This window comes from Tissierella carlieri, from assembly GCF_018917285.1.
In the GTDB taxonomy this organism is placed as follows: Bacteria; Bacillota; Clostridia; order Tissierellales; family Tissierellaceae; genus Tissierella; species Tissierella carlieri.
Genome location: NZ_JAHLOH010000021.1, coordinates 1 through 25,504 on the forward strand (window position 1 = coordinate 1; position 25,504 = coordinate 25,504).

Annotated in this window: 26 protein-coding genes; 13 read left to right on the forward strand and 13 right to left on the reverse strand. The window is 30.5% G+C overall.

Translation table 11 applies throughout. The features are described from left to right. Window positions 1-179: 179 nt before the first annotated feature. A complete protein-coding gene (locus tag KQI38_RS05220) occupies window positions 180-1,577 on the forward strand; it encodes an MATE family efflux transporter (RefSeq protein WP_246565615.1) in 1,398 nt (465 codons plus the stop codon). Here the strand turns inward: KQI38_RS05220 and KQI38_RS05225 are convergent. From KQI38_RS05225 to KQI38_RS05235, 3 genes are all read right to left on the reverse strand, one after another. Further along, window positions 1,574-2,206, reverse strand: a complete 633-nt coding sequence (locus tag KQI38_RS05225; protein ID WP_216556642.1) for an NUDIX hydrolase — start codon at window positions 2,204-2,206, stop codon at window positions 1,574-1,576. The genes KQI38_RS05220 and KQI38_RS05225 overlap by 4 nt on opposite strands. Before the next feature lie 99 nt (window positions 2,207-2,305). Continuing rightward, window positions 2,306-2,827, reverse strand: coding sequence for a peroxiredoxin (locus KQI38_RS05230; RefSeq protein WP_094904027.1), 522 nt, complete (start codon window positions 2,825-2,827; stop codon window positions 2,306-2,308). Window positions 2,828-2,971: 144 nt separating this feature from the next. Beyond that, a complete protein-coding gene (locus tag KQI38_RS05235) occupies window positions 2,972-3,199 on the reverse strand; it encodes a hypothetical protein (protein WP_216556644.1) in 228 nt (75 codons plus the stop codon). A gap of 224 nt (window positions 3,200-3,423) precedes the next feature. On the opposite strand from KQI38_RS05235, the gene KQI38_RS05240 reads away from it, so the two are divergent. The 3 genes from KQI38_RS05240 to KQI38_RS05250 all read left to right on the forward strand — a co-directional run bounded on the left by KQI38_RS05240 (window position 3,424) and on the right by KQI38_RS05250 (window position 4,908). Then, window positions 3,424-3,972, forward strand: coding sequence for a sigma-70 family RNA polymerase sigma factor (locus KQI38_RS05240; protein WP_216556646.1), 549 nt, complete (start codon window positions 3,424-3,426; stop codon window positions 3,970-3,972). Next, window positions 3,954-4,175 carry a BhlA/UviB family holin-like peptide gene (locus KQI38_RS05245; protein ID WP_094904504.1) on the forward strand — a complete coding sequence of 74 codons (222 nt, stop codon included), beginning with the start codon at window positions 3,954-3,956 and terminating at the stop codon, window positions 4,173-4,175. The genes KQI38_RS05240 and KQI38_RS05245 overlap by 19 nt, the downstream gene beginning before the upstream one ends. 148 nt (window positions 4,176-4,323) lie before the next feature. Further along, window positions 4,324-4,908 carry an N-acetylmuramoyl-L-alanine amidase family protein gene (locus tag KQI38_RS05250; protein ID WP_216556647.1) on the forward strand — a complete coding sequence of 195 codons (585 nt, stop codon included), beginning with the start codon at window positions 4,324-4,326 and terminating at the stop codon, window positions 4,906-4,908. 65 nt (window positions 4,909-4,973) lie between these two features. Here the strand turns inward: KQI38_RS05250 and KQI38_RS05255 are convergent, their stop codons facing one another. From KQI38_RS05255 to KQI38_RS05280, 6 genes are all read right to left on the reverse strand, one after another. Next, window positions 4,974-5,471 (reverse strand): hypothetical protein, encoded by a 498-nt coding sequence (locus KQI38_RS05255; RefSeq protein WP_094904506.1) that lies wholly within the window; start codon window positions 5,469-5,471, stop codon window positions 4,974-4,976. Between the two features lie 138 nt (window positions 5,472-5,609). Then, the gene (locus tag KQI38_RS05260) at window positions 5,610-6,815 is read right to left on the reverse strand and encodes a patatin-like phospholipase family protein (protein ID WP_216556649.1); all 1,206 of its coding nucleotides are present in this window, start codon (window positions 6,813-6,815) and stop codon (window positions 5,610-5,612) included. A 19-nt stretch (window positions 6,816-6,834) separates the two neighbouring features. Beyond that, window positions 6,835-7,905, reverse strand: coding sequence for a CapA family protein (locus KQI38_RS05265; protein ID WP_216556651.1), 1,071 nt, complete (start codon window positions 7,903-7,905; stop codon window positions 6,835-6,837). A gap of 308 nt (window positions 7,906-8,213) precedes the next feature. Further along, window positions 8,214-8,669, reverse strand: a complete 456-nt coding sequence (mscL, locus tag KQI38_RS05270) for a large-conductance mechanosensitive channel protein MscL (protein WP_216556654.1) — start codon at window positions 8,667-8,669, stop codon at window positions 8,214-8,216. 84 nt (window positions 8,670-8,753) lie between these two features. Next, window positions 8,754-10,031 carry an L-cysteine desulfidase family protein gene (locus KQI38_RS05275; RefSeq protein ID WP_216556656.1) on the reverse strand — a complete coding sequence of 426 codons (1,278 nt, stop codon included), beginning with the start codon at window positions 10,029-10,031 and terminating at the stop codon, window positions 8,754-8,756. A 285-nt stretch (window positions 10,032-10,316) separates the two neighbouring features. Continuing rightward, entirely contained in the window at window positions 10,317-12,086 is a 1,770-nt protein-coding gene (locus KQI38_RS05280; protein WP_216556658.1) for a sigma 54-interacting transcriptional regulator, read from the reverse strand. Between the two features lie 145 nt (window positions 12,087-12,231). On the opposite strand from KQI38_RS05280, the gene KQI38_RS05285 reads away from it, so the two are divergent. Beyond that, window positions 12,232-12,660: a deoxycytidylate deaminase gene (locus KQI38_RS05285; RefSeq protein ID WP_094903702.1), complete on the forward strand. Its 429-nt coding sequence runs from the start codon at window positions 12,232-12,234 to the stop codon at window positions 12,658-12,660. A gap of 41 nt (window positions 12,661-12,701) precedes the next feature. On the opposite strand, the gene KQI38_RS05290 is transcribed toward KQI38_RS05285, so the two are convergent. After that, window positions 12,702-13,310, reverse strand: coding sequence for a ribonuclease H1 domain-containing protein (locus KQI38_RS05290; protein ID WP_216556660.1), 609 nt, complete (start codon window positions 13,308-13,310; stop codon window positions 12,702-12,704). Between the two features lie 172 nt (window positions 13,311-13,482). Here KQI38_RS05290 and rocF point away from each other — a divergent pair, with 172 nt between their 5' ends. The 6 genes from rocF (at window position 13,483) to KQI38_RS05320 (ending at window position 19,996) form a co-directional block, all read left to right on the forward strand. Next, window positions 13,483-14,388: an arginase gene (gene rocF / locus KQI38_RS05295; RefSeq protein ID WP_216556662.1), complete on the forward strand. Its 906-nt coding sequence runs from the start codon at window positions 13,483-13,485 to the stop codon at window positions 14,386-14,388. Window positions 14,389-14,504: 116 nt separating this feature from the next. Then, on the forward strand, window positions 14,505-15,650 hold the full coding sequence (locus tag KQI38_RS05300; RefSeq protein WP_216556664.1) for a sensor histidine kinase: 1,146 nt from the start codon (window positions 14,505-14,507) through the stop codon (window positions 15,648-15,650). Between the two features lie 229 nt (window positions 15,651-15,879). Beyond that, a complete protein-coding gene (locus tag KQI38_RS05305) occupies window positions 15,880-16,527 on the forward strand; it encodes a response regulator transcription factor (protein WP_216556666.1) in 648 nt (215 codons plus the stop codon). A gap of 238 nt (window positions 16,528-16,765) precedes the next feature. Then, the gene (locus KQI38_RS05310) at window positions 16,766-17,704 is read left to right on the forward strand and encodes an ABC transporter ATP-binding protein (protein WP_216556668.1); all 939 of its coding nucleotides are present in this window, start codon (window positions 16,766-16,768) and stop codon (window positions 17,702-17,704) included. 10 nt (window positions 17,705-17,714) lie between these two features. Beyond that, window positions 17,715-18,893: an ABC transporter permease gene (locus KQI38_RS05315; protein WP_216556669.1), complete on the forward strand. Its 1,179-nt coding sequence runs from the start codon at window positions 17,715-17,717 to the stop codon at window positions 18,891-18,893. Next, the gene (locus tag KQI38_RS05320; protein WP_216556671.1) at window positions 18,890-19,996 is read left to right on the forward strand and encodes an ABC transporter permease; all 1,107 of its coding nucleotides are present in this window, start codon (window positions 18,890-18,892) and stop codon (window positions 19,994-19,996) included. Before KQI38_RS05315 ends, KQI38_RS05320 begins: the two co-directional genes overlap by 4 nt. A 42-nt stretch (window positions 19,997-20,038) precedes the next feature. Here KQI38_RS05320 and KQI38_RS05325 read toward each other — a convergent pair whose 3' ends face one another. Both KQI38_RS05325 and KQI38_RS05330 read right to left on the reverse strand, forming a co-directional pair. Next, on the reverse strand, window positions 20,039-20,623 hold the full coding sequence (locus tag KQI38_RS05325) for a TlpA family protein disulfide reductase (protein ID WP_216556673.1): 585 nt from the start codon (window positions 20,621-20,623) through the stop codon (window positions 20,039-20,041). A gap of 13 nt (window positions 20,624-20,636) precedes the next feature. Beyond that, window positions 20,637-21,332, reverse strand: a complete 696-nt coding sequence (locus tag KQI38_RS05330; protein WP_216556675.1) for a cytochrome c biogenesis CcdA family protein — start codon at window positions 21,330-21,332, stop codon at window positions 20,637-20,639. Window positions 21,333-21,527: 195 nt separating this feature from the next. Here KQI38_RS05330 and KQI38_RS05335 point away from each other — a divergent pair, with 195 nt between their 5' ends. Then, a complete protein-coding gene (locus KQI38_RS05335; RefSeq protein ID WP_216556677.1) occupies window positions 21,528-22,655 on the forward strand; it encodes a M20/M25/M40 family metallo-hydrolase in 1,128 nt (375 codons plus the stop codon). Window positions 22,656-22,689: 34 nt separating this feature from the next. Then, window positions 22,690-23,712, forward strand: a complete 1,023-nt coding sequence (locus KQI38_RS05340) for an alpha-hydroxy-acid oxidizing protein (protein WP_216556679.1) — start codon at window positions 22,690-22,692, stop codon at window positions 23,710-23,712. A gap of 37 nt (window positions 23,713-23,749) precedes the next feature. Here the strand turns inward: KQI38_RS05340 and KQI38_RS05345 are convergent, their stop codons facing one another. Next, window positions 23,750-25,495, reverse strand: coding sequence for a hypothetical protein (locus KQI38_RS05345; protein WP_216556681.1), 1,746 nt, complete (start codon window positions 25,493-25,495; stop codon window positions 23,750-23,752). Between the last annotated feature and the right edge of the window lie 9 nt (window positions 25,496-25,504).

Genomic DNA, 25,504 nt, shown 5'->3' on the forward strand with positions numbered 1-25,504 from the left:
CTCCTTCGATTAAGTTTGGTTGGTCAGACCTAACTTTATTATATCAAAGGAGGTTTCTTATTTTCTGTTCACCGCTGAAAGCTCTTTGGAACCACCCGCTTAGCGGGTGGTATTCATAAACAATAATAGTTAGCCTTCTCAAAAGAGAAGGCTAACTATTTTATTATGTAGGTGAGAAAATGAATAGAGAAAACGAAAGAAGAAAATTATTAGGTGAAGAACCCATTGGAAAATTACTAGTTAAATTTTCCCTACCTGCTATCACAGGAATGATAGTAAATGCATTATACAATATAGTAGATAGAATCTTTATAGGTAAAGGTGTAGGTGAACTTGCTATTGGAGGCTTATTTATTAGCTCACCTATTTCTTTGATTATCATGGCTTTTGGTATGTTAATAGGTATAGGAGGAAATACATTAGTATCTATCAAATTAGGTCAGGATCGTAAGGAAGAAGCCGAAAAAGTTACTGGAAATTCATTTGTTCTTTTGATACTAATATCCTTATGTATATCTGTTTTTGGTCTTATTTTTTTAAAACCTTTATTAAATGTTTTTGGTGCTTCTCCTTCAAACTATCAATATGCTTATGATTATATGAAGATAATATTAATCGGAGCACCACTTCAAGCTATTGGTTTTGGAATGAATAACTTTATTCGTGGTGAAGGCAGTCCAACTATTGCAATGAAAACCATGTTAATAGGTGCCATTTCAAATACTATATTAGATCCCATATTTATCTTTTGGTTTAATATGGGTGTAGAAGGTGCTGCCCTTGCAACTATTATTTCTCAAGGTTTATCAGCTCTATGGGTTATGAGATATTTCTTTGGCGGAAAGAGTATGTTGAACATTAAAAAGGAATATCTAAAATTAAAACTAGAAATTGCAAAAGATATAGTATTAATAGGCCTTGGACCTTTTAGTATGCAAATAGCTGGCAGTATGGTAACTGTTCTATTAAACAATAGCCTAAAGAATTATGGCGGTGATTTGGCTAACTCAAGTATGGCTGTTATAAATAGCGTAGCTATGATGGTAATGATGCCTGTATTTGGTATCAACCAAGGTTCTCAGCCTATTATTGGATTTAACTATGGAGCTCAAAAATATGATAGAGTAAAAGAAACTCTAAAATATGCTACCATAGCTGCAACTGCAATAACTACCATGGGATTCTTATTAACTCAACTATTTCCTGCTCAGTTATATCAACTTTTCATCAGTAAAGAAGGAAATATCACAGAAATATTAAAAATCGGTATTCCAGGAATGAGAATATATCTAGCTATGTTTCCTATAGTAGGCTTTCAAGTTGTAAGCTCCAATTATTTTCAAGCCACAGGCAGACCGAAACACGCCATGCTACTTAGCTTATCAAGACAGGTGTTAGTTCTTATTCCTGCATTGATAATCTTACCTAAAATCTATGGTTTGACAGGTGTTTGGTTAGCTGGACCTATTTCAGATCTTATAGCGTCTATAATCACTGTATATTTTGTAATTAAAAGTGTGAAAAACCTTGTTGATGAAAAGGATCCAAAATTTAACAATATAATAGAAGAAAATTAGGACCTAATAAATTTAGGTCCTTTAATTATATCTATAAGATTTTTAGTCATTCTCGCTGTAAATCCCCAAATAATATAATCCTTATAGTGATAAAACATAACAGAGTGTTTTCCGCTTCTCCAGTTATAATCTCTTCCTTTAGGTATTAAATTATAAGGGAATTCGTCATTTAATACTGTTTTTAGATCTAAATAATAAATATCCGGCTCATTTTCTAAGAAGAAGTCTAAGGGAACTGTGAATATATGATCCACTTCATGAGGATTGGGAACTATATTATCCACAATTAATCCAGAAATAGTGCCTAAAAAGCAATGAATAGTAATATTGGCATAGGAAACTAAATAATCTAATTCTCCAATTATGTTTATATTTTCTTCTTTTATGTTCAATTCTTCAATAGTTTCTCTTATGGCTGCCTCTTTAAAAGTTTCATTATCTTCCACTTCTCCCCCTGGGAAAGATATTTCACCAGGCTGATTATTTAGATTTTTAGATCTTAGTTCATATATTATTTCCAATCTATTATTGTTTTCAACTATTGGTATAAGTACTGAATAATTCCGTTTTATATCTATGGGTCTAGGAGTTCTGTTCCTAATTATTTCTCTAATTTCTTCTATATCCATCCTTTACACCTCTCTATCTAGTAAAATAAGTAACAAAATTGGTGCCTGGCACCAATTTTGTTACTTATTTAAAAAGGAGTCTTATTAGACTCCTTATCTTTAAAGTAAATTTTCCCCTTCTTCCCAATCTACTGGGCAAAGTCCACCAGTTTTTAGAGCTTTAAGTACTCTTAGCGTTTCATCAACTGATCTTCCTACATTTAAATCATGAACTACTGAATATCTAATGATTCCCTCTGGATCTATAATAAACAGCCCTCTTAAAGCAACACCCTCTTCTTCTATCAATATTCCATAATCACTAGCAACTTTCTTTGTCATATCAGAAGCCATAGGGAAGTTTACTTTACCTAAGCTTGAATTAATCCATGCCTTATGTGAATGCTCACTATCTACAGATACAGCTAATACTTCTGCATCTTCTTTTTTGAAGTCATCAATTCTCTTACTATATCCCGTAATCTCTGTAGGGCATACAAAAGTAAAATCTAATGGGTAAAAGAACATGACTAACCATTTTCCTTTATAGTCTGATAGACGAACTTCTCCAAAGTTACATCCATCTCCATCACAAGTGTTCATTCTAAAATCCGGTGCTTGTTTTCCTACTATTCTATCCATTATATACCTCCATATTTTATCTTTTAGTTTTTGATTTATTTATCAATCATTTTATTTATATCCAATTTTATATAAAATAAACATTAAATTGATAATTATTATCATTTAGATGTAAATCTTCTATTTTGAACAAAAAAGAGAGATTTACTCTCTCCTGCTAAACATTATATCTGCTATATCAAGCAAAACTTCATCCTTATTAAGAATTGGAAGTATATCTACTTTTTCTATTAGTTTATCTAGCTTACCTATATCTTCTTTCTCTCTTATTATATTTTTGTCCTCTACCTTAGATAATAGTTCTTCAAAGGTATATATTTTAAACCTTTCTACATTAAGATATTCCGCCTTTTTCTCTAATAGATATACCAAATTCCTAAGTATAACTTTTATTTCTTTCTATACAACAACTATCGTAACACCATAGATGCCATAACTTATATATAAGTCAGAGGAACTCTTTTTCACTCATTTCATTAATTCATATGATTGAATTAATAAGATTAGTTTTTAAAGCGTTTGGCTTTTGAATGTTTTTGGTTTACTTTAGATGTAACAATTCCGTTCCTATTTTTAAGGTTAGGGGGGAAAAGAAAATGAAATTAACTAATCTTTTAATTGAATGCAAACAGGGGGATAAAAATGCATTACTAGACATTATATTAGAATTCATGCCACTCATAAATAAATATAATAGAAAATATTTTAAAGAAGATATTAGTTCAGAACTTATAATTTCAATGATTGAAGGGCTCGAAAAAATGGATATAGCAAATAATATTTCAGATGGTCAATTTGTAAACTACATTTCAACAGTTATAAGAAATAAATATATAGATATTGTACGAAAAAATATACGTTTTAATACTGAGATGCTAACAGATAATATCACTCGTTATCAAACTTTGACCACAAACATTGAATCTATCGAGAGTAAATTGAACTTTTATTACTTAATTAAACCATTAACTAAAAATCAAAAATGGGTTCTTGAACAAATTTTTATTCATCAAAAAACAGAAGTGGAAGTAGCCAAGGATAAAGGTGTAACAAAACAAGCTATTCACAATACAAAGAAACAGGCTTTTAAAAGAATAAAAGAAAACTTGGAAAGGGAAAAAATAAGATGGAATCAGAAGTGTTAAAAATTGCTGCTACTCAAGGAATATGGGCGATGTTAAGTATAAGTTTAATTTTTTATATTTTAAGAAATCAAGAAAAAAGGGATACCGCTCAAGAGTCTAGAGAAATTAAATATCAAGAAATTATATTTGTCTTAACAGACAAGTTAAATGTTATTGATGATATAAAAGACGATATTGTAGAAATTAAGAACAAAATAATTTAAATTCGTAGTTTACTTTAATGAAATCTATTTCGTTTATATATTATGAGAAACATTTAGCTAGTTAAAATTCTCAAAAGTTAAGAAGTAAAATTATGTATTTTATATTCTTTAGCTGCCTGTATTAAAAATAATTTTAGGAGGGAACAAAATGAGTTTAAGAAGAAAAAAAATATTTATCGACCCGGGACATGGTGGAACTAGTGCTGAAGGGAGAAGATTGTGCAATGGCTCTTATAATGTTGGGACAAGTGGTAACTTATCTGGAGATGAAAAAGATTCTGTATTAACAATAGGACTTGAACTTAAAGGATTATTAGAATCTGAAGGTGCAATTGTAGAAATAAGTAGAACTAGAGATATTCCTGTCTGTCTTGGAGAACGTGCTAGATTAGCAAACAGATGGGGAGCAGATGTTTTTATTTCTCTACACCATAATGGAAGTGATAATTCAAGAGCAAATGGAATTTCAGCTCATTGGTATAAAAGAATAGACAAGCCACTAGCCGAAGAAATGGCTAAAAGCATCCCTGAATGGACTGGACTAAATACATGGGGATCTACTGGTGTAAGAGAAGATAATTTTCAGGTATTAAGAGAAACAGAAATGCCTGCTGTATTATTAGAATTAGGATTTATGACAAACCCTGATGATGATGAATTCATTTCCCACTTTGAAGGAAAATTAGACTTTGTAAATGGAATATTTAAAGGTTTAGAGAATTACTTTTATTAAAATTCAAATAAACAAATACAATAATTGAATAAAAATAGTAAATAGAGTTAAAAAGATTTTTAACTCTATTTACTATTTTCAATATATTCAACAACTTCTTGTATTTTTTTATTTGAATTTGTAGCTTCCAAGGAATATTCGCTAGGATAATAAATAATTAATATATCATCTTCTATTGTATACTTATAATAATCATTATTAAATACTTCTTGGATTTGTTCTAATCCTTTATTTAAACTTTTTTCATCTTTAAAACAATATATAAGTAAAGTATCATCTAACAATTCATATATATCAGGCTTTAATTCATTTAGATTAAAGGAATCATCAACTAATTTAGACGATTGCGGTTTTAAAAATAATTCAAATTTATCAAAGGCATAAGTGATATTTTTTAATCTATCTATCTTTTCATAGCCAATATTTTTTTCAACATCTTTAGTGACATGTTGTTTTGAGTTGCCAAAAGAATTAATAAAACTTTCAAAAGTTAAGCGACTTGTTAGCTTTAAACCCAATAAAACTAAAATAATTAACGATACAGTAATAAGCTTTTTTTTCACCCTATTTAACACCTCCTATCTTCTAAAAAATATTACTTATATATTTTTTATTGTGAATTTGTCCATAAGCAGGTTTAGAATTAATAATTTATTTTTTATTTCTTTGCAAACTATAGATTATTAATTGGGGAGAGAGATTTACTCTCTCCTACTAAACATTATATCTGCTATATCAAGCAAAACTTCATCCTTATTAAGAATTGGAAGTATATCTACTTTTTCTATTAGTTTATCTAACTTACCTGTCTCTTCTTTATCTCTTATTATATTTTTATCTTCTACTTCAGATAATAATTCTTCAAAAGTATATATTTTAAATCTTTCTATATTGAAATATTCTGCTTTTTTTTCTAATAGATATACTAGTAACTCCTCGTAACTACAAGATTTACCTACAGAAAGCATGGAACATATTTTAGGTATTATATGTTCTAGTAAAGATCTCCTATATGGAATTTCTGGAAGCTTTAATATTTCTTCCATCTTTCTTACTTCTTCTTCAGGTATACTGAGTAAAAAATTAAGATAATAATCCTTATCTTTTTCTGATACTATATAGTATCTATTCCCTTGAAGACCATTTAATGCCCTTAGTCCATCATAATATCCAAGTTCTATATTTGCCCTAGCCCTGTTGCTATCATATTCAAAGGATTTGCCTATACTATCAGATGGAGATATTACAATAGAGTTTGTGCCTTGTAAATCAAGTTTTTTTGTAAATCCCATGGCATGAGTTCTCACTAAAATTAAGTCCTTATACCCTCTATCTATGAGCATCTTAAAGGGAAGATTATCATAAAATCCTCCATCTAAATATAATTTACCTCCCAGTCTTTCAGATTTGAAAAAAGGCAGATAAGCACTTGCCATTAGATATTCTTTCAAATCTCCCTTCGGTATATCTTCTAAGTATACGTATAAAGGCTTAAATGGACTTAAATTTATGGTAACTATACCAAAATCCATACCAGACTTTCTAATCTTTTCCTCATCTATATACTCATCTAGTAGTTTTCTCAAAGGTGTTATATCAAATCCTTTAGTACTTATTATATTTTTTATTTTTTCTCGTAAAAAAGATAAGTCCTCTTTCACTAATTTTAATTGCATGATTTTATCTATTTCATCATCGTCTACATCAACAACCATAGAATAAGTAATTTCATTCCAAAGATCATAACACCTCTCATAATCATTTTGTACAATCATTGCTCCATTTAAAGCACCAATTGATGTTCCTGCAACTCCTTTTATCTCAATCCCCGATTCCATCAATGCTTTATAAACTCCCATATGATATGAACCTTTAGCTCCTCCGCCTTCTAATACTAGGCCATACATTTCCAATAACACCTCTTTACTACCGTTTTATTTTTATTATTCCATCTTTATCTATATTAGTCTTAAAATCTTTGGAAATTGTATTCATATATTTAATTTTCTCTTTTATCTCAACATCAGGTATAGGTCTTCCGCCTATTATTGTACAAGGTATAATCTGTATGCTATCTAAATCTTTATCTATGAGATTAATCTGACCAATTATAGTGTTTGAAGTTAGTTCATTTTTTGTGCCAAAAACAAAATTGCCTAAACTATAGAATATAGGCTTGCCATTGTAGATTTCAATGCCTTGTAATACATGGGGATGATGACCCATTACAACGTCTACACCTGCATCAACTAGTTTTTTAGCTAGTTCCATTTCTTGTTTTCTTGGGGTAGTACTAAGCTCTACTCCCCAGTGTATAGATAATATTAGAACATCTACATCTTTTTTCATTTCTTCCACTCTAGTCAATACTTCTTTTAAATGAGGATCATATGCACCTACTATGCCTGGTCTTTTATCTGTAGCATACCACTTTACATCAGGTACTACCCTAGTAAAAGATAACACTCCTACATTAATACCATTTCTTTCCACAATAGTACCTTCTATGGCCTCCTTTTTATTCTTGCCACCACCGGCCCTTTTTATTTCTGATTTATCTAAATGATTTAATGTATCTAGAAATCCATCATAACCATAATCTAAAGAATGATTGTTACCTAAGACAACTATATCTATGCCTGCATCTTCCATAGCTTTTAAATTCTTTGGATCAGATCTAAAATTAAATTGTTTATCAGGCCATGGAGTACCTCTAGTAGTAACGCTAGTCTCAAGGTTTCCTATAGTAATATCATCATTTTGAAAATAATCTTTTACCATTTCCCAAGGATACTCTACTCCATTTTTATTTATCCGTGCCCTCATACTGCCATCCATCAACATATCTCCCACTACAGATATAGTTGTTTTCTTTTTAATCTCTACATCTTTCTTTTCTACTATACTTATTTGTGCTCTTGGCCTTTCCTCAATCTTAAAAGGAAGTATATTTGAAAACATAGTCAAAACAAAAAATAGATATAATCCTCTATTCATTCAATCCCCCCATTTATTCAGTTCACAATTAACAATTCACTAGATGAACAAACCCTAAAGGACTACCAAATTATACCCTGCGGGGCAAATATCAGTAACTAAGTGATGAACACAAAATCAAAAACCATGATTTTTGTTCCCTACTTAAGTTAACAATTAAAAACCTTATAATCTTCTCAACATTAATTTGCTCCACAGTAAATAATGCTAGAGTTCATAAGATTATACTCAGTATGAGCAAATATATGTCATTCTGAGTATGATCGAAGAATCTTAATTTTTATCTTTTCATTGTTAGTTGTTCTTTGTTAATCGTTAATCACTAATTGTTCTTCGTTAATTATTGAAGTACAGTTTGGACATCTTGTTGCATCTATATGAATTTCTGTATAGCAGTATGGGCAAGCCTTTGTAGTAGGTACAGTTTCAACGACCTCTTCTTTTCTTTTTAATCTATTTAATTGTCTAATAACAATGAATATAGAAAAAGAAATAATTAAAAACTCAAGAATGGTATTAATAAATATTCCATAGTTTATAGTCGGAGCTCCTTGAGCTGCTGCCAATGATGGATAATAGTTCCCATCTAAGCTTATAAATAAATCTGTGAAATTTACATTTTTAATTAACAATCCAATTACTGGCATTATCATATCATTAACTAAAGATGTAACTATTTTACCAAAAGCTCCGCCTATGATTACCCCAACAGCTAAATCTATTACATTACCTTTTACTGCAAATTCTTTAAACTCTTTTAACATATCTTCTCCTCCTTTTATAATATTTAAATATACCCTTAAATATTATAATAAAAACTCTGATATTGTAAATCAGAGTTTTTATTATTAGATTATATTTATTATTACGTTATCTGTTTGCGAAAGTCCGTCTTTACATAAAACTCCTAATCCTTCTATAGTTTTCTCGATATTTGAACCTATTATACCAATATTTGGCTTGACTATTATATTTTCCAAGGCTAAATACGCAGCTAGTACAGCTTCACCGGCTGAAGTTGACAGTTTAAAAGAACAAGTTTCTTTGGCTCCATCGCATATCATACCCGTTAAATTTGATAGCATATTATTAGCAGCACCACTAATCTCCTGATCGTTTCCTCCTAACATCCAAGTGATACCTACGCTAGCGCCCACCCCTGCAGCTATGGCACATCCACACATGGCTGATAATTTTCCAGTATAAAGTTTTATATATTTGTTTACTACATGAGCAAAAAATACAGCCTTTAATAGCTTTTCTTCTTCAATGTTATTATCCTCGGCTACTGCAACTATCGGTAATACTACTCCCAGACCTTGATTTCCGCTTCCTGCACTTGTCATTATTGGGCAATTGCCACCACCCATTCTCATATCAGCAGATGCAGCCGTAAGAATTCTTGCTTTAGTAAATGCATCAATTTGCATTTTATTCTGCCCCTGTAATTTCTTTAAGGCAGCACCTAACTTTAATCCCTTATCTCCTTTTAATCCATCATAGGCAGCCTCTTTATTCATATTTATTCCATCTTTAATAAATAGAATTTCTTCTATAGAAAAACTTTCTACAATCTTTCTTATTTCTTCAAACGTCATTTCCCTTAAAGCCTCATATGAAAGGGCATCTTTTTCTTGTAAAACTCCTTTATATATTATCTTTCCATCTACTTTTACCATATCTATAAAATTATGACTATCTTTTAATATTACTTCTACTTTCTGTGATTTAGATATAAAGTGAATTTCTACATATACATCTGGACTTTTTTCTAGATATCCTACTGTGATTTTCCCTTCCTCTACTAATTTATGAGCCAAATCAATATAATGTCTATTAACATTTTTAAGTACCATTAATCCATCATCAGCATTTCCCGCAACTATTCCTAGGGCGGCTGCTAATTCTAGTCCCCATTCTTCTGTATTTGGTATTATTACAGATTTGCCATTTTTAAATATGTTTTTACTTACTAAAACTGCTATCTTCTCTATATGTGAATCTATATATTTTTTACCAAAAGAAGCAGCATAGGCTACAGCAACTGGTTCTGTACATCCTATGGCTGGCACTGTCTCTCTTTTTACCATATTCAATAGATATTTTTTCTTTTCTTCATTTATCATAAAATTAGCACCTCTCTTTTAAAGCCCATTTAAAGTCAAGTTTACATCAGGTAAAAATAAGACTTTCCTATGGTTATAGAATAATCATTGCAAACTTTGTGCCAATCCTATGAATCAAATAAAAAACTCCTATAATTAGCTATAGGACCAGGTTTTAGATCTTTTTGTAGTTTATCCAATATATATTTCATTCGCATTGTTGCGAATAATTTTTAGATATATCAACTAAATATAGTGAAATATTCTTGGTTTACATCAATTTGCAATAATGCGAATAAATTTGCATTATTGCAAATTAAATTTTGTTAGTTTTCTATATAAAGTTGACAGATTAATATCTAGTATTTCAGCTATTAACTCCTTATCTTTAGTAGAATAACCATATTCTTCAAGATACCTTGCTAATATTTCTTTTTCATAACTATCAACCATATCCTTCAAAGTTCTTTTATGATTAAATTTTATGTCTTTTTCATTATTACAGAAATATTCTTTTATATTAGCAGGTAAATCATCATATGAAATTTCCTTTTCCTGAACCACATTGACTAAGTATTCTATTGTATTTTCTAGTTCTCTAATATTACCAGGCCAAGGATATTTGTGGAAAGCGTTCTTTATTTCTTGAGAATAATATTTCTTTTCTTTTTCTAGCTTCATACAATTTTTATTAAGTAAACTTTCACTTAATAAATTAAGATCTTCCTGTCTTTCTCTTAATGGAGGTATATTTATAGGTATTACATTTAATCTATAATATAAATCTTCCCTAAATTCTCCGCTTAAAACCATTCCTTCTAAGTTCCTATTGGTAGCTGCTATTAGCCTAAAGCTAATACTTATCAATTCCTTTCCTCCTACCCTAATAAATGCTTGTTCTTGCAATACTCTTAGCAGCTTAGGCTGGAGATGAATAGGTAAATCTCCTATTTCATCTAAAAATAAAGTACCTCCATTGGCTAATTCAAATTTACCCATTTTTCCTTCCCGTTTTGCTCCTGTAAATGCTCCTTCCTCATATCCAAATAATTCAGATTCTAAAAGATTATCTGGAATAGAAGCACAATTTATAGCTATGAAAGGAGCCTTATTTCTATCACTTTCATAATGAATAGCTCTAGCAAAGAGTTCTTTACCTGTACCACTTTCACCCTTTAGTAATACAGAAGATTCACTAGGAGCAATATTCTTTGCTATTGATTTAACCTCCAACATCTTGGGACTATCTCCCAATATATCTTTAAATGTTACTTTTCTTTCCCCTTCTATCAGTCTATAAGCACTTCTTACCATATCAAAAGTCTTCTGAATTTCTAAAATGCTACTAACTTTCTTTCCTTCTACCATCACAGGAATATTTCTTATAATAAAACTCTTTTTCTTATTACCTATTTTGATCTTTTTCTCTATAGAAAAGTCTTCTTCTCCCTTTTCCTTTAAATATGGAAATATCTTATCTATACTACTATCTATTAACTTATTTTTATCTTTCATAAGATAGCTTTCAATACTGGAATTAACAAACTTTATATTTCCGTCCTCATCAGTACATATAAGCCCTTTATCTAAGCTATCTATTATCATTCTTGTTTCTTCATGTTGAATAGTAATATTCTTTATAGTTTCATAATAATTAATATTTCCAACTATTAAATCTGATAGCCTACTTAAGAAAATTAAAAGATTTTCTTTTTGTTCTTGTATCTTCTTTTTTTGCTCATTCTTAAAAGCTATAAGTCCAATTACTCCTATTAACTTATTTTTATTTAATATAGGATATCCAAGGGTTGCCATTTCAGCACAACTCCCTTTTAGACTGCAATTAATACATTGCTTGCTTATATTTGGTTTATTTATTACTTGAGGTTTTTTAGTTTCAGCAACAACTTCAAAGGAACAGCTATTAGGAATTCTACTGCCTATAGAATCTCTATATTTTCCAGTAGCTGCAACTCTATACATATTTTCATCTATTATTGTTACATCTACGTTTAATACTGCTTCTATAGCCTCTGCTACCTCTTGAACAGAACTTTGTATCCTAAACAAACTCATTTTAACCACTCCCTTTCTACTATATACAGTATAATATATTTTTTGCTCTTTGTGGAAAAACAAATTCAATAAATTCTATTTTTATATGGTATAATATTAAATTAGAAAAATTGATGATAATTTATAAGGTTAGGAGGAGTAGAAAATGTCAGATAGAAAATCTTGGAAAGAGTATTTTATGGAGATTACTGAGTTAGTAGCAACTCGTTCTACTTGCGATAGAGCATTTGTAGGTTGTCTTCTAGTCAATGATGACAATAGAATAGTCTCTAGCGGTTACAATGGTTCTGTTTCTGGAAATCCCCACTGTGATGATGTAGGACACACTATGAGAGATGGTCATTGTATAGCAACTATTCATGCAGAAATAAATGCATTATTATATTGTGCTAAAGAGGGTATTTCTGTAAAAGGATGTACTGCTTATGTAACTCATTTCCCTTGTTTAAATTGTACCAAAGCATTGATACAATCTGGAATCAAACATATTTATTATAAGAATGATTATAGAATAGATGAGTATGCTATAGAATTACTTAATAAAAATGGAATTGGATTTGAAAAAATAGAATAAGTATCATTTTTGGTGCCAGGCACCAAAAATGATACTTATTGTTAAATAATTATAGCTTCTTTAGCTAGTTTATCTGCTTCTTCATTATATTCTATTCCTGAATGAGCCTTCACTTTTATAAATACTACATTTAATTTATCCTTTATAGAATCGTAGAATTCTTTATAGAACCTAGTCCCATCTTTGTTTGTCTTCCAGCTACCCTTAGCCCATTGTTCTATTCCTGTATAATCAAAATGAAGATATAGAGTGTCTTTTCCCTTTTCTATAGCCAAATCCATAGCTACCATAGCTCCTTTTATTTCTCCAGATACATTTCGCATCTCAGCTAACTCCTCATTATCTTCTCGACCACTATATGTTTCCTTACCATCAAGGGTGATAAATACAACTCCATAACTATATGTTGAGTTTCTTATATCAAAGCTTCCATCTACATAGGCTATTGCTTCATTTTCTTTTAACTGACTTTTATCTAATAATTTAATTTCTTCATTTCCACCATCTATAAAGGATAATGCTTCTTCATATGTTGAAAACTTTTTATATTCTGCTCCTGAATATCCCTTTACTTGTTCTTCACATTTCCCCCAAGTTTCATATATACCAGGAGTCTTTCCTTTCCTTACTGCATAGTAAAACTTCCCCATTATTCCACCTCTATTTATATAATAAAACAATTATATCATAAAAAGGATGTCCATAATCCTTAAACATCTATTAGAATGTCCAAATTTATGAATAATTAGGCTTTTTTATTAACACAGTATTACAAAAAATGATATAATATAATAGATAATATATCTGGGGAGGGATTTACTAATGGATATTAACTTAATTGGAGTACCATTAAAGTATGGTTGTGACAGAGATGGTGCTCAATTGGGACCTGCTACACTTAGGGAAAATGGAATTATAGATATTATTAAAAAGAATGGACACAATGTCCATGATATGGGTGATATATATATTCCTTATGTAGTATCTGAGGATAAATATAAGGATCATCCAAAAATGAAATACCTAAATACTGTGGCTGAAGTTAATAGTAATCTAGCTAATAACGTATACTGTTCTCTTAAGGGACAAAGTTTTCCATTTATTATAGGAGGCGATCATGCTTTAGGTGCAGGTAGTATTGCTGGTGCAAGTAAATTCTTTAAAAATATGGCTGTAATATGGATAGATGCCCACGGCGATATAAACACCTATGAAACTTCACCTTCCGGCAATATACATGGTATGCCATTAGCTGCTTCTATGAATGTGGGACATCCTGCTCTTACAAATATTTATTATGACGGAATAAAGGTAATTCCTCAAAATGTCTATATTCTTGGCGGCAGAGATATTGACTCAGGTGAGTTTGCTCTAGCTGATGAATTAAATCTCAATATGTATACTATGGATATAGTACGTGAAAGAGGTCTAGACAATGTGTTAGAAGAAATAGTTGAAAAAATTAAAGCTTCCAATGTAGATGGAGTTCATATAAGCTTTGATATAGATGTCCTTGATTCGTCCCTTGTGCCTGGTACTGGAACTCCTGTAGCTGGTGGATTTTCCATAGAGGAAGGCAAAGAAATATTCACCACTTTACTAGGTGAAAAATTCATTACTTCCATGGATTTTGTAGAATTAAATCCAAAAATTGATAATGAAGATAAGAGGACTACTAAAAACTGTATAGAAATGTTAGAACACATATTTAGTACGATGCACAATTAACAATTAACAATGAAAACATTAGAATAAAAAAATTTATAGAGCCATTTTCTAGTCTTTGGCATTTCAATCGTTATTTGTTCTTTGATAATTGTTAATTGTATAAAGGGAGATCTTTTATGGACAACGAAATCTTTTTAATTTCACGATACCTGACTACCTTTATAATAATATTAGGAATAACATTTACTGAGATTGATAAATTAAACTTCTTTGCTATTATATTAATCTTACTTTTTATTATAAATACTCAGTTACGTTATTTTTTATTCAGGGACTTATCTGTCCCTGTTTTTATATCTATAATATTTGATTTTATATTTGGATATATTTTATATAAAAATTATGGTGGTCTACTTTTACCTTATTTTATCATAGGAATAATAGATAGTTTCTTTCTTATAGAGAATTTTAGTAAATATATTCTTGGTTCTTTAGGACTTTTGATTTTCTTGTATGCAGGAAATGAACTTCCACTATATGAATTATTATCCTATATAACTACTATCATAACCTTGGGATTGATTTCTTCCATTATAAAAAAAGAGCAAAATCGAACATTAAAAGCAGAAGAATTATATCATAGGCTTAGAAAATCAGAAGATGAGTTGATTAAGAGTAATCAAGAATTAGAAGCTTATGCAGACTCAATTAAAGAATTATCTATTCTTAAAGAACGAAATAGAATATCTAGAGAAATACATGATAGTGTAGGCCATAGTCTATCTACCATTATAATTCAGTTGGGAGCCATTGAAAAGATTGCTCATGATAATGGGGAAGCTGCTTCCCTAATGGCATCAAACCTACGTGATTTTACCAAGAACGGTCTTGAAGAAATCAGAAAGGCTCTAAGAGAGCTTAAGCCTAAGGAATTTAAAGAATATGAGACATTATTAGCTATTGAAGGATTAATTAAAGATTTCAGCAAATTAACTGGAATTGATGTAAAGCTTGGATTTTCTAAAAATAAATGGCAGCTTAATGAAGAGACATCTTTAGTTTTATATAGAGTAGTTCAAGAATTTTTATCTAATTCTGCTAGACATGGAAAAGCCACTAAGATTAGTATATTCATGCATTTTAGTATCAATGATTTAATTGTTACTATGCAAGATAATGGAATTGGAATAAATGAAATAACCCCCGGACTAGGACTAACTAGTATATCTGAGAGGGTGGGTGAACTTGGAGGAAATCTAAGTTATGAAAGCAAAGAAGGTAAGGGATTTTTACTTAGAGTAGTGCTTAAATCAATGTACTAGGTGAACAAACCCTAAAGGACTACCGAATTATACCCTGCGGGCAAATATCAGTAGCTAAGCGATGTACACAAAATTGAAAACCATAATTTTGGTCCCCTGCTTAAATGCACAATTATGAAAGTCATAATATGGAATCAAAAGACTACAAAAACCTGCCCTAGCAATTGTGAATTAAAAAAATTGTGAATTGTGAACTGTACATTGTGAATTGAAGGATTGGTGGTGTATTATGGATAAAATTAGGATTGCAATAATTGATGATGAAAAATTAATACGAGAGGGATTAAAAATTATCCTTTCAACCTACAGTGATATAGATGTTGTTGCAATGGGTGAAAGTGGGTATGATGCATTAGATCTGTGTACACTAAATGAAATTGATTTAGTTTTAATGGATATCAGAATGCCTATGTGTGACGGTGTACTAGGTACACAACTAATCAAGGACAAATTTCCAAATACTAAAGTCCTTATACTTACTACCTTTAAAGATATTGAATATATACAGGAAGCTCTTAAAAAAGGTGCCTCTGGCTATCTTCTAAAGGATAGCTCCTATGACCTTATTTATGAAGGCATCAAGGCTGCTGCCATGGGTAATATCGTCATCCACCCTGATGTTGCGACTAATATCTTGAACCTTACTCCTATGGAAGCTGATTTAAATGAAATTTGTGAAAGATATGATCTAAACCATAAAGAACTTGATATTATAAAATACATCGCTGACGGTCTATCAAATAAAGAAATTGGAGAAAAACTTTTCCTTTCTGAAGGAACTATAAAAAATAATGTAAGTACAATTTTATCAAAGCTTGAACTTCGTGATCGTACCCAAATAGTAGTTTTTGCATTCAAGAATAATCTTACTAAGTAGTGACTAAAGTCACTACTTTTTCATTACCTAGGGCAATGTAAATTATTGATTGACTTTAATATAATAAAAATAAATACAGTGAAAAGATAAAACCAGTGAATAGTGAAAAATGAAAAGTGAATAGCTTTTGGTAAGGCTTTCAGGTCTTTTAATCTCTTCAACTATTAACTATTCACTATTAGTTATTCACTATCTTTTATCTATTCACTATTTACTAAATCAAGGGGGGAATAAAGCAATGAATATCATAGAAGTAAAAAATATCAGCAAAAAATTTGAGGATAAACTTGTATTAGATAATATTTCTTTCTCTGTGGAAACGGGAGACATCTTTGGTCTAATTGGGCCAAATGGTGCTGGAAAATCTACACTAATCAATATAATGACTGGTCTATTGGATGCTAATAAAGGTAGTATCACCATTGGTGGCTTTGATATAAAAAAAGAATCCATCAAAGCAAAAGAATTTTTAGGACTTGTCCCACAGGAGTTGGCTTTAATGGAAACAGTGTCAGCTCATGATAATCTTGAATTTTTCGGTAGTCTTTATGGACTTAAGGGAAAGCTTTTGAAGGAAAGAATCAATTATGCTCTAGATATTACAGGATTAACTGAGAAAAGAAAAGATAAAGTAAAGAAATTCTCGGGTGGTATGAAAAGAAGGTTAAACCTTGCCGCAGCTATAATGCACGAACCAAAGATACTAATCCTCGATGAACCCACAGTAGGCATTGATCCTCAATCAAGAAATCATATCTTTGAATTTATTAAAGGAATTAATAAAGAAAAAAATACTACTATCCTCTATACTTCTCACTATATGGAAGAGGTAGAATATCTTTGTAACAACATCTTTATAATAGATGAAGGCAAAGAAATTGCCTATGGTTCTAAAAAGACAGTTAAGTCTATGATTAGCAATAATAACAAAGTCAATTTAAGAATTGATAACATTAATAAAGATTTAATCAATAATATTAAGCTAATCAGTGGTGTAGTAGACTGCGAAAACTCCCATGATGAAATCAATCTACTAGTTGAAGGAAATAGTTTCAAACTTGAGCCATTACTAAAAGTCCTTGAGAGTAATAAATCCGCAATCAAAAGTATAAATGTTGATGAACCTAATTTAGAGGAAGTCTTCTTGGCCTTAACTGGAAAAAAACTAAGGGATTAGAGGTGATATGATGAAACTATTAGCTTATTTAAAGTTATCCTTAAAAGGATTAATAAAGGAATTTCCAGCCTTTTTATTATCCTATGCCGTTTATCCAATAGTACTTTCGTTAGTAATGGGCTATGTACAAAAAGATATGTTCACTCCAGTAGTAAATGACCCTATCTTTTCTATCATAGTAGTGGATGAAGATAATACTAAAGAATCTCAAAACTTGGTATCATTTTTAAATAGTGAAGACATTTCTAAAATATTAACTATAAAATCAAATGATAGTGAAAAATTCGACTACACCCTTAGGATTCTAAAAGGTTATGAGGATAGTCTTCTTGGTAATAGCCCTTCTTCAATAAAGGTGGAAGCAGAGGAAAACTCATCCACCACCATGGGCAATGTATTAGTTAATATAGTGGATAAATATAATAAGGAAATAAGCCAAGATTTAATTATCCGAAATAACATAGAGAATAACTCATTATCAAAAGAAGAAAAGAGTAAACTAGTCGGAGAAATCAATGCAATATTAACTAATGCATATTCAACGGATTCTATTAAGACTAATATTCATAATGTACGAAAAAGCTTAAATTCCTATGAATATTTTTCTATATCCTTTCTGAACTATGCTTTTATTGTATTCGTTATGGCAGTTATTGCTTCTGATGCATTAGAAAAGGAAAATGGACTGTATAATAGAATTATGTCTACTTCCATAACAAAATTTCAATATTTTAATTATGGTGTTATGTCAAACTATTTAATGATGGTAGTTGTTAATTTAATCTATGTAGGTGCATATAAGATAAGCGGATTATCTTTTAAAGGCTCTTTACCTATTCTACTATTAATCGTCTTAGTACAAAGCTTTATGATAACAGTAATAGGCACTCTAATATCCACCATATTCAAGAAAAAATATGGTTTACCCTTAGTACAGGTATTCTTAATTTTCCAATTAATACTTGGTGGAATGATAGGTCCTTTAGATAAATTGGGTAGTAATGCGATATTTACGTTTTTCGCTAAATATAAACCAGATATTTTAATTAGCAATACCTATAGAAACTATATAATCCATAATAATCTATCATCTATATCTAATTATCTATTGATCATGGTAGTTATATCTATGGTATTGTATTTAATCAATATCTTAGCTATCCAGATGAAATGGGGTGTAAGTAAATGAATCTAATTCAGTTAATTATTGTAAATATTAAAAGAATGTTAAAGGATCCTTTAAAGGTTGGACTTATGCTTATAATGCCTATTGCCGTTATTTTATTTGTTAATTTTCTTGAAGGTGGAGATAGTCATCAATCTAGTAAATTATCAAATGTTACTGTAGCTTATAATATTGAAGATGAGGGTGATCTATGGGAAACTATATATAGTTCTCCTTCTAAATCACAATGGATTTTCCAAAATGAAAAGGATAAAGCCTTAGAGTTACTAGAAAGCAATGAGGTAGCAGTAGTTTATAATATTCCATCAAATTTTACTGAAAAAATTAATAACTATGAGAAACCAATTATAGAATCCTATAAAAGAGAAGAAGGAAATATAACTATTCCATTGGAAATGGATATTAATAATAAGATAAATGAATTTATCAAGGAAAAGTTACTCATAGATAAGGGTATTATTTCGAACAAAGAGGATTTATATATCCTTAAAACTGAAACCCTATTTGAAAGAAATCAGAAAATAGTAACGGGAGATTTGCATACGGCCACTATGCTACTAATATATTTTATCATACTTGGCGCATCTCCTATCGTTACAGAATTAATGGAATTTAAGAAAAAAAATATTATATCAAGATCTATTACAACACCTAACAAAAGCAGTGTAATTTTAGGAAGCATAGCCCTCTCCCTATTATTCTTTCAAGTTGCAGCAAATATCTTAGTTGTATTATTAGGTGCAAAAGTAACCGGATACAATATAGTTAATCTTCCTATTATTTTCATAAATTTCATATTAGCTAGCTTATTTTCCATTACTTTATCTTTAGCCATGACTAGGATATTTAATAACGAAGGCTCAGCTTCTATGGTCACAGCTTTGGTTGCTATATTAACTTTATTTCTATCTATGTTTGCCCAGGATGGAATATATCAAAATATCCCTGAATTTATAAAAAACCTAGGTAAGTTCACTCCACAATACTGGATGTTTGATAGTCTAGAAAAATCAGTAATATTTCCTAATGTGCTCATAGTACTTCTAATAGTTTTAGCATTATTTACAGCTGGTAGTTATAGACTAAAAGATTTTGTAAGAAAGTAAAAGATATGGAGCATATCATTGTGTGATATGCTCCATATCTTTCTATTCCTCTTCTCTAATACTTTCTAAAACCGAAGTCATTTGTTCATATGTCATAGCTCCTGGTACTCCTCCTAATAAAATACCTTCTTCATCTACAAAATAGGATGTAGGAAAACCACTTACTAAATATGTCTTAGTGATTTCTCCATCTTCATCTAATACTACTTCAAAATCATATTTACCATTATCAATATATTCTTTAACTACATCTTGCTTTTCCATTACATTTACTGCTAATACAACTAAATCATCATTTTCATCATCTAGCTTTTGAAGATCTGGCATTTCCTTATCACACCAAGTACACCAAGTTGCCCAGAAATTTATTAAAACTATTTTTCCTCTATAGTCTGATAAGGAAACTTCTTCTCCATCTAAGTTTTTGAGAGTAAAATCTGGAGACTCCTTACCAACTGCTATATCAAATTCTTCTTCTACTTCTCCAACTGTTTCTGTGTTTTCCTCAGTCACTATATCCTCTGGAGATTGTTCTTCTATATTTTCATTAGATTTCTCTGGTGAAGATTTGCTGCAACCTGCACCTACAATTGCTAATACTAGAATCATTAATAAAATTTTTTTCATAGTTCCTCTCCCTCTACAATAAAAATCGACTTATATCTATTATCTTATTAAAGAATACAAGTAATCCAAAGATTATCATAATAAGACCACTAATTATAGGCATATATTTGAAAAACTTATCTGCTTTATTCATAAATCTAGTAAATGAATTTATAAATAAAGCTGTTAATATAAATGGTACTGCCATCCCTATTGAATATACCAATAATAGGTAAACTCCCTTTGAAATAGTGGCTGTTCCACCTGCATACATAAGTATAGATGCCAACACAGGTCCAAAGCAAGGTGTCCAACCAGCAGCAAATGCCATTCCCATTAGAATTGAACTAAACCAGTTAGTAATTTTTTTAGGTGCTTTAGTTCTTCTTTCGAAATTTAGAAATTTAAGCTTCAAAATCCCCATCATATTTAAACCAAATAAAATTATGATTCCACCGCTAATCTTTGAAAAGACTTCTTTATTTCTTATGAATAGCTTACCCAAAAAACTAGCAGAAGTGCCCATTATCATAAAGATAATTGTAAATCCTATTACAAATCCAATTGTTCTTGTTAGAGCAAATAGTCTCTTTTTTTCAAGTTCTTCTTCCATATTAACACCAGTAATATACATTATATAAGCTGGTATCAATGGAAGTATACATGGTGAAAAAAAAGATAAAAATCCAGCTCCAAAAGCTATTGGTATTGAAACATTCCCTAAATCCATAAAACCCTCTCCTAATATTTAATATCTATTTTAATATATTCATTTAGCATTTTTCTAATACTTTTACCCAGTTTTCTTTTTAAAAAACAGCCTAACCATATACCCCTATACCCTATTATGCACTATTTTTCGTTTGAAATCAATAACTAATTATAGTATGATTTATTTATTGAATTAACTTAAGGAGGCATATAAATGAATAAGGAGAGTATTATTTCTAAGTTTTTAGACTACGTAAGGATATCAAGCCCTAGTTACAGAGAAGGACATTTTGCTGAAATACTAAAAAAAGATATGAAAAAAATAGGCTTCGAAGTCGTGGTTGACGATGCTGGAAACAAGGCAGGTTCTGATACTGGCAATATTATAGGGTATTTAAGTGGAAATAAAGATATAGAACCTATTATGTTTTGTGCCCATATGGATACTGTGACTCCATGTGAAAATATTGAACCCATTGTTGAAAATGGAATAATAAAATCTAAAGGAAATACTATTCTTTCTGCAGATGATAAGGCGGGAATAATTGCTATATTGGAAGGTATTAAACATATAAAAGAAAATAATATACCCCATGGCGATATAGAAGTTGTCTTTACAATTTGCGAAGAAGTTGGGCTATATGGCTCCAAATATTTAGATTACTCTAAAATAAAATCTAAAATGGCATTTGTCCTAGATGCTAGTGGAGATATTGGAGGAGTAAATGTACAAGGCCCTGCCCAAGCACAAATTCATGCTAAGTTTCATGGTAAAGCCGCTCATGCAGGTTTAAATCCTGAAAAGGGCATAAACGCTATACAAGTTGCATCACGAGCAATCGATAGAATGGCTTTACTTAGGATAGATGAAGAAACTACAGCAAATATAGGTATTATTAAAGGAGGTTCAGCCACAAATATTGTAGCTGATTATGCTGAAGTAGAATTTGAAGCCCGTAGTTTAAATGAAGAAAAGTTGAACAAACAAGTTAATCATATGGTAGAAGCTATGGAGCAAGCCGCTAAAGAGTTTAACTCAAAGGTGGATATTAAAGTTGACAACTCCTATCCTACATTCAAGTTAGATAATAATGAACCTATATTAAAAATAATAGAAAATGCAATGAAAAAAGTAAATATTCCTTATATGCCAAAGCCTACAGGTGGTGGATCTGATACAAATATTTTCAATGGAAATGGACTTAAGGCAGCTACCCTCGGAATCGGTATGTTTGGTGCCCATAGTGTAGATGAATATATAGCTGAAGATGATATTGTTAAAACAGCAGAGTTAGTTGCAACAATAATTGAAAATGTATATATTCAAAAGCATAATAATTGATTATGTACAATAAGAATAAATAGAGGTGAAAGAGATGGATTTAAAAGAAGTAAGGAATATAGCAAGAGAGAAGTTGAAGGGATACTGTAGAGTATGTCCCATATGTAATGGTGTAGCTTGTGCAGGGGAAGTTCCTGGTATGGGTGGCCATTTAACGGGTTCCTCTTTCAAATCTAATGTTGAAGACTTAACTAAAGTAAAAATAAGGCTAAAAACTATTCATAATGCAAAAAATCCCGATTTAAAATTTAATTTTTTCGGTACACAACTAGAAATACCAATAATTAGCGCTCCAATTACTGGTACAGCTTTTAATATGGGTAGTGCATTAACGGAAGAACAATATATAAGCAGTGTAATAAATGGTAGTATAGATGCTGGTACTATTGCTATGATTGGCGACTCAGCTAATCCTGCTTTTTATGAAATTGGATTAGAAATTCTGAAAAAAGTAAATGGTAAAGGCGTCGGTATACTCAAACCTAAAAAAAATAATCTTGTTATAGACTCTGTGAAGAAAGCCGAAAATATAAATGCCATTGCTGCTGGAATGGATATTGATGGTGCAGGATTAATTACAATGGCTTTACAGGGCGCTCCTGTTAGCCCAAAACCTGTGGATGAACTAAGGGAAATTACTTCTTCTACTAACCTCCCTTTCATTTTAAAAGGTATAATGACAAAGGAAGAGGCAATTCTAGCAGTGGAAGCTGGAGCTAAGGCTATAGTCGTATCAAATCATGGTGGAAGAGTACTAGACCATACGGAATCTACTGCAAAAGCACTTCCTGAAATAGTTGAAGCTGTTAAAGGAAAAATAATGATTCTCGTTGATGGTGGAATTCGTTCAGGAATAGACGTCTTCAAAATGATTGCTCTGGGAGCAGATGCAGTTCTAATAGGAAGACCAGTAATCTTTGGTGCCTATGGAGGTAGTAGTGAAGGAGTTTCATTGATAATTGAAAATATGAAGAATCAACTTCTTCAAACTATGATATTAACTGGTGCTAAGGATTTAGCATCTATAAACAAATCTATGATTTCTATAGAATGGTAATCAAAAATAAGCTCCAATCGGAGCTTATTTTTTAATCCTATTTTTTACCAATGAACCTGCTAAATAAATCTAAAAACCTTTGGATGATAGTTTTATTGTTTTCACCATTGATTTCTACTTTTACTTTTTCACCCTCTATCTTAATAGTCGGTGTTTGCATAATAAATTGACAACTTGAATTTTCCTTATTTTTTTCATCTATAAATGAAGTATATGATTTGTCATCTTTAGCTTCATCCATAGTAAAATTCTCCAAGCCCTCTACAATTTTTTTAAATCCACTGTCATTTAATTCTTTTAAACCATCGGTCAATTCCTCTTGCCCTTCTACCATCTCAGTAATATCTTCTGGAATTTTCTTCGCATTTACATTTATTTCATTTCCACCATTAATAGCTACATCAAATCCTTGATTTAAAGATGTAAGCCCTTCTATTAACTGATTATGACTTAAATACATATTATTAATCTCTTCAGGTAATTCCTTTATTTCATCCTTTAGCTGATTAAATCCTAAGGCTAAATTATTTAATCCTTTATTATATTCATTATACCCATAAAGTAATTTCTCTGAGTTTTCACCAATTGTATCCATACCTATTTTAGATTGATTTAGACCTTGGCTAAGTTCATCTATAGCCTTAGATTCATTAATAACTCCTTCTGCAAGAGCTTTTACTCTAGGGTCATCACTAGAAATTAGACTTTGGGCTAATTGAACTAAATTGCTATGACCATTATTTATTTCTCCTAAACCCCTATTGAGATTTTCTAAGCCCCCATTGATCTCTTTTATTCCATCATTTAACCCTGAAATGCCAGTTTCTATATTTCCACTTTCTAAATTTAATTTATTTATTCCACCGTTAACTTCCTCTACTCCTTTTACTACACCAGAAATATTTTCATTTAATGTACCTAATCCTAAATTAAATTGAGAAAATCCATTAATAAGAGTTTTTAAATTATTACCTATCTCTTTTAACCCATTGTAAAATTTTGATATTCCTCCACTTAAGGACACAAGTCCATCTTTTAATGCTTTCATGCCTTTACTTAGTTTTGTAGAACCATCTTCCAATTCTTTTGTTCCGTTATGCATTGCTTTAATTCCATCTGCAAATTCATCAAATTCTCCTGAAAGAGATATTTTGGCACTTGTGGAGGAGATTAATATTGGATTTAGCTCTATATTTTTACCTTCCGCCTTAATTGTAAAACTTTCATCTCCTAGGGAAAGATGTGTAAATACCACATTCATAGTTTTTCCTACTACAGAAGTAACTCCTTTTTGAGCTTCAATCCTTGTAAAAATATCTAAATCCAAAGGTACTTGAATTTGGGTAGTTAGACTCTTACTATTTTTAACATTTATCTTGATTTCTAAATCTCCCGACTTACCTGCTAAATCCTTCCCCTCTATCTTTGCTCCATCTATAAAATATTGAATTTCCAATTCCAGAGGAATTTTCTTTTCAAGTTTTCCCTCATAATATATATCTTTCTCACTTAATACCTTTGTATCCCATTTTATTGTTCCATTATCTATTATAGGATTAACACCTTCTGTTAGGACTCTTACATCCTCTAAATTTCCATAGTCCATATAATATTCATCTTTACTTTCTCCTGAAATATGAGTTACTGTCTTAATATTTCTAGTGTTACCATCGTGATCTAAATTTACATATACTGTTTCATGTCTGACAACTTCTGTAATACCAGTAATTGAAAATGAAAATATAATTGTAAAAATTAAAATAAAGCTAACAACTTTTTTCACTTTTTTCCC

Coding starts and splice junctions, on each gene's coding strand:
- KQI38_RS05335 (WP_216556677.1), top strand. CDS start 21,528: ATGAATAAGGAGAGTATTATTTCTAAGTTTTTAGACTACGTAAGGATA.
- rocF (WP_216556662.1), top strand. CDS start 13,483: ATGGATATTAACTTAATTGGAGTACCATTAAAGTATGGTTGTGACAGA.
- KQI38_RS05240 (WP_216556646.1), top strand. CDS start 3,424: ATGAAATTAACTAATCTTTTAATTGAATGCAAACAGGGGGATAAAAAT.
- KQI38_RS05220 (WP_246565615.1), top strand. CDS start 180: ATGAATAGAGAAAACGAAAGAAGAAAATTATTAGGTGAAGAACCCATT.
- mscL (WP_216556654.1), bottom strand. CDS start 8,669: ATGTTAAAAGAGTTTAAAGAATTTGCAGTAAAAGGTAATGTAATAGAT.
- KQI38_RS05310 (WP_216556668.1), top strand. CDS start 16,766: ATGAATATCATAGAAGTAAAAAATATCAGCAAAAAATTTGAGGATAAA.
- KQI38_RS05250 (WP_216556647.1), top strand. CDS start 4,324: ATGAGTTTAAGAAGAAAAAAAATATTTATCGACCCGGGACATGGTGGA.
- KQI38_RS05330 (WP_216556675.1), bottom strand. CDS start 21,332: ATGGATTTAGGGAATGTTTCAATACCAATAGCTTTTGGAGCTGGATTT.
- KQI38_RS05260 (WP_216556649.1), bottom strand. CDS start 6,815: ATGTATGGCCTAGTATTAGAAGGCGGAGGAGCTAAAGGTTCATATCAT.
- KQI38_RS05265 (WP_216556651.1), bottom strand. CDS start 7,905: ATGAATAGAGGATTATATCTATTTTTTGTTTTGACTATGTTTTCAAAT.
- KQI38_RS05275 (WP_216556656.1), bottom strand. CDS start 10,031: ATGATAAATGAAGAAAAGAAAAAATATCTATTGAATATGGTAAAAAGA.
- KQI38_RS05325 (WP_216556673.1), bottom strand. CDS start 20,623: ATGAAAAAAATTTTATTAATGATTCTAGTATTAGCAATTGTAGGTGCA.
- KQI38_RS05280 (WP_216556658.1), bottom strand. CDS start 12,086: ATGAGTTTGTTTAGGATACAAAGTTCTGTTCAAGAGGTAGCAGAGGCT.
- KQI38_RS05245 (WP_094904504.1), top strand. CDS start 3,954: ATGGAATCAGAAGTGTTAAAAATTGCTGCTACTCAAGGAATATGGGCG.
- KQI38_RS05305 (WP_216556666.1), top strand. CDS start 15,880: ATGGATAAAATTAGGATTGCAATAATTGATGATGAAAAATTAATACGA.
- KQI38_RS05340 (WP_216556679.1), top strand. CDS start 22,690: ATGGATTTAAAAGAAGTAAGGAATATAGCAAGAGAGAAGTTGAAGGGA.
- KQI38_RS05315 (WP_216556669.1), top strand. CDS start 17,715: ATGAAACTATTAGCTTATTTAAAGTTATCCTTAAAAGGATTAATAAAG.
- KQI38_RS05290 (WP_216556660.1), bottom strand. CDS start 13,310: ATGGGGAAGTTTTACTATGCAGTAAGGAAAGGAAAGACTCCTGGTATA.
- KQI38_RS05320 (WP_216556671.1), top strand. CDS start 18,890: ATGAATCTAATTCAGTTAATTATTGTAAATATTAAAAGAATGTTAAAG.
- KQI38_RS05285 (WP_094903702.1), top strand. CDS start 12,232: ATGTCAGATAGAAAATCTTGGAAAGAGTATTTTATGGAGATTACTGAG.
- KQI38_RS05300 (WP_216556664.1), top strand. CDS start 14,505: ATGGACAACGAAATCTTTTTAATTTCACGATACCTGACTACCTTTATA.
- KQI38_RS05225 (WP_216556642.1), bottom strand. CDS start 2,206: ATGGATATAGAAGAAATTAGAGAAATAATTAGGAACAGAACTCCTAGA.
- KQI38_RS05230 (WP_094904027.1), bottom strand. CDS start 2,827: ATGGATAGAATAGTAGGAAAACAAGCACCGGATTTTAGAATGAACACT.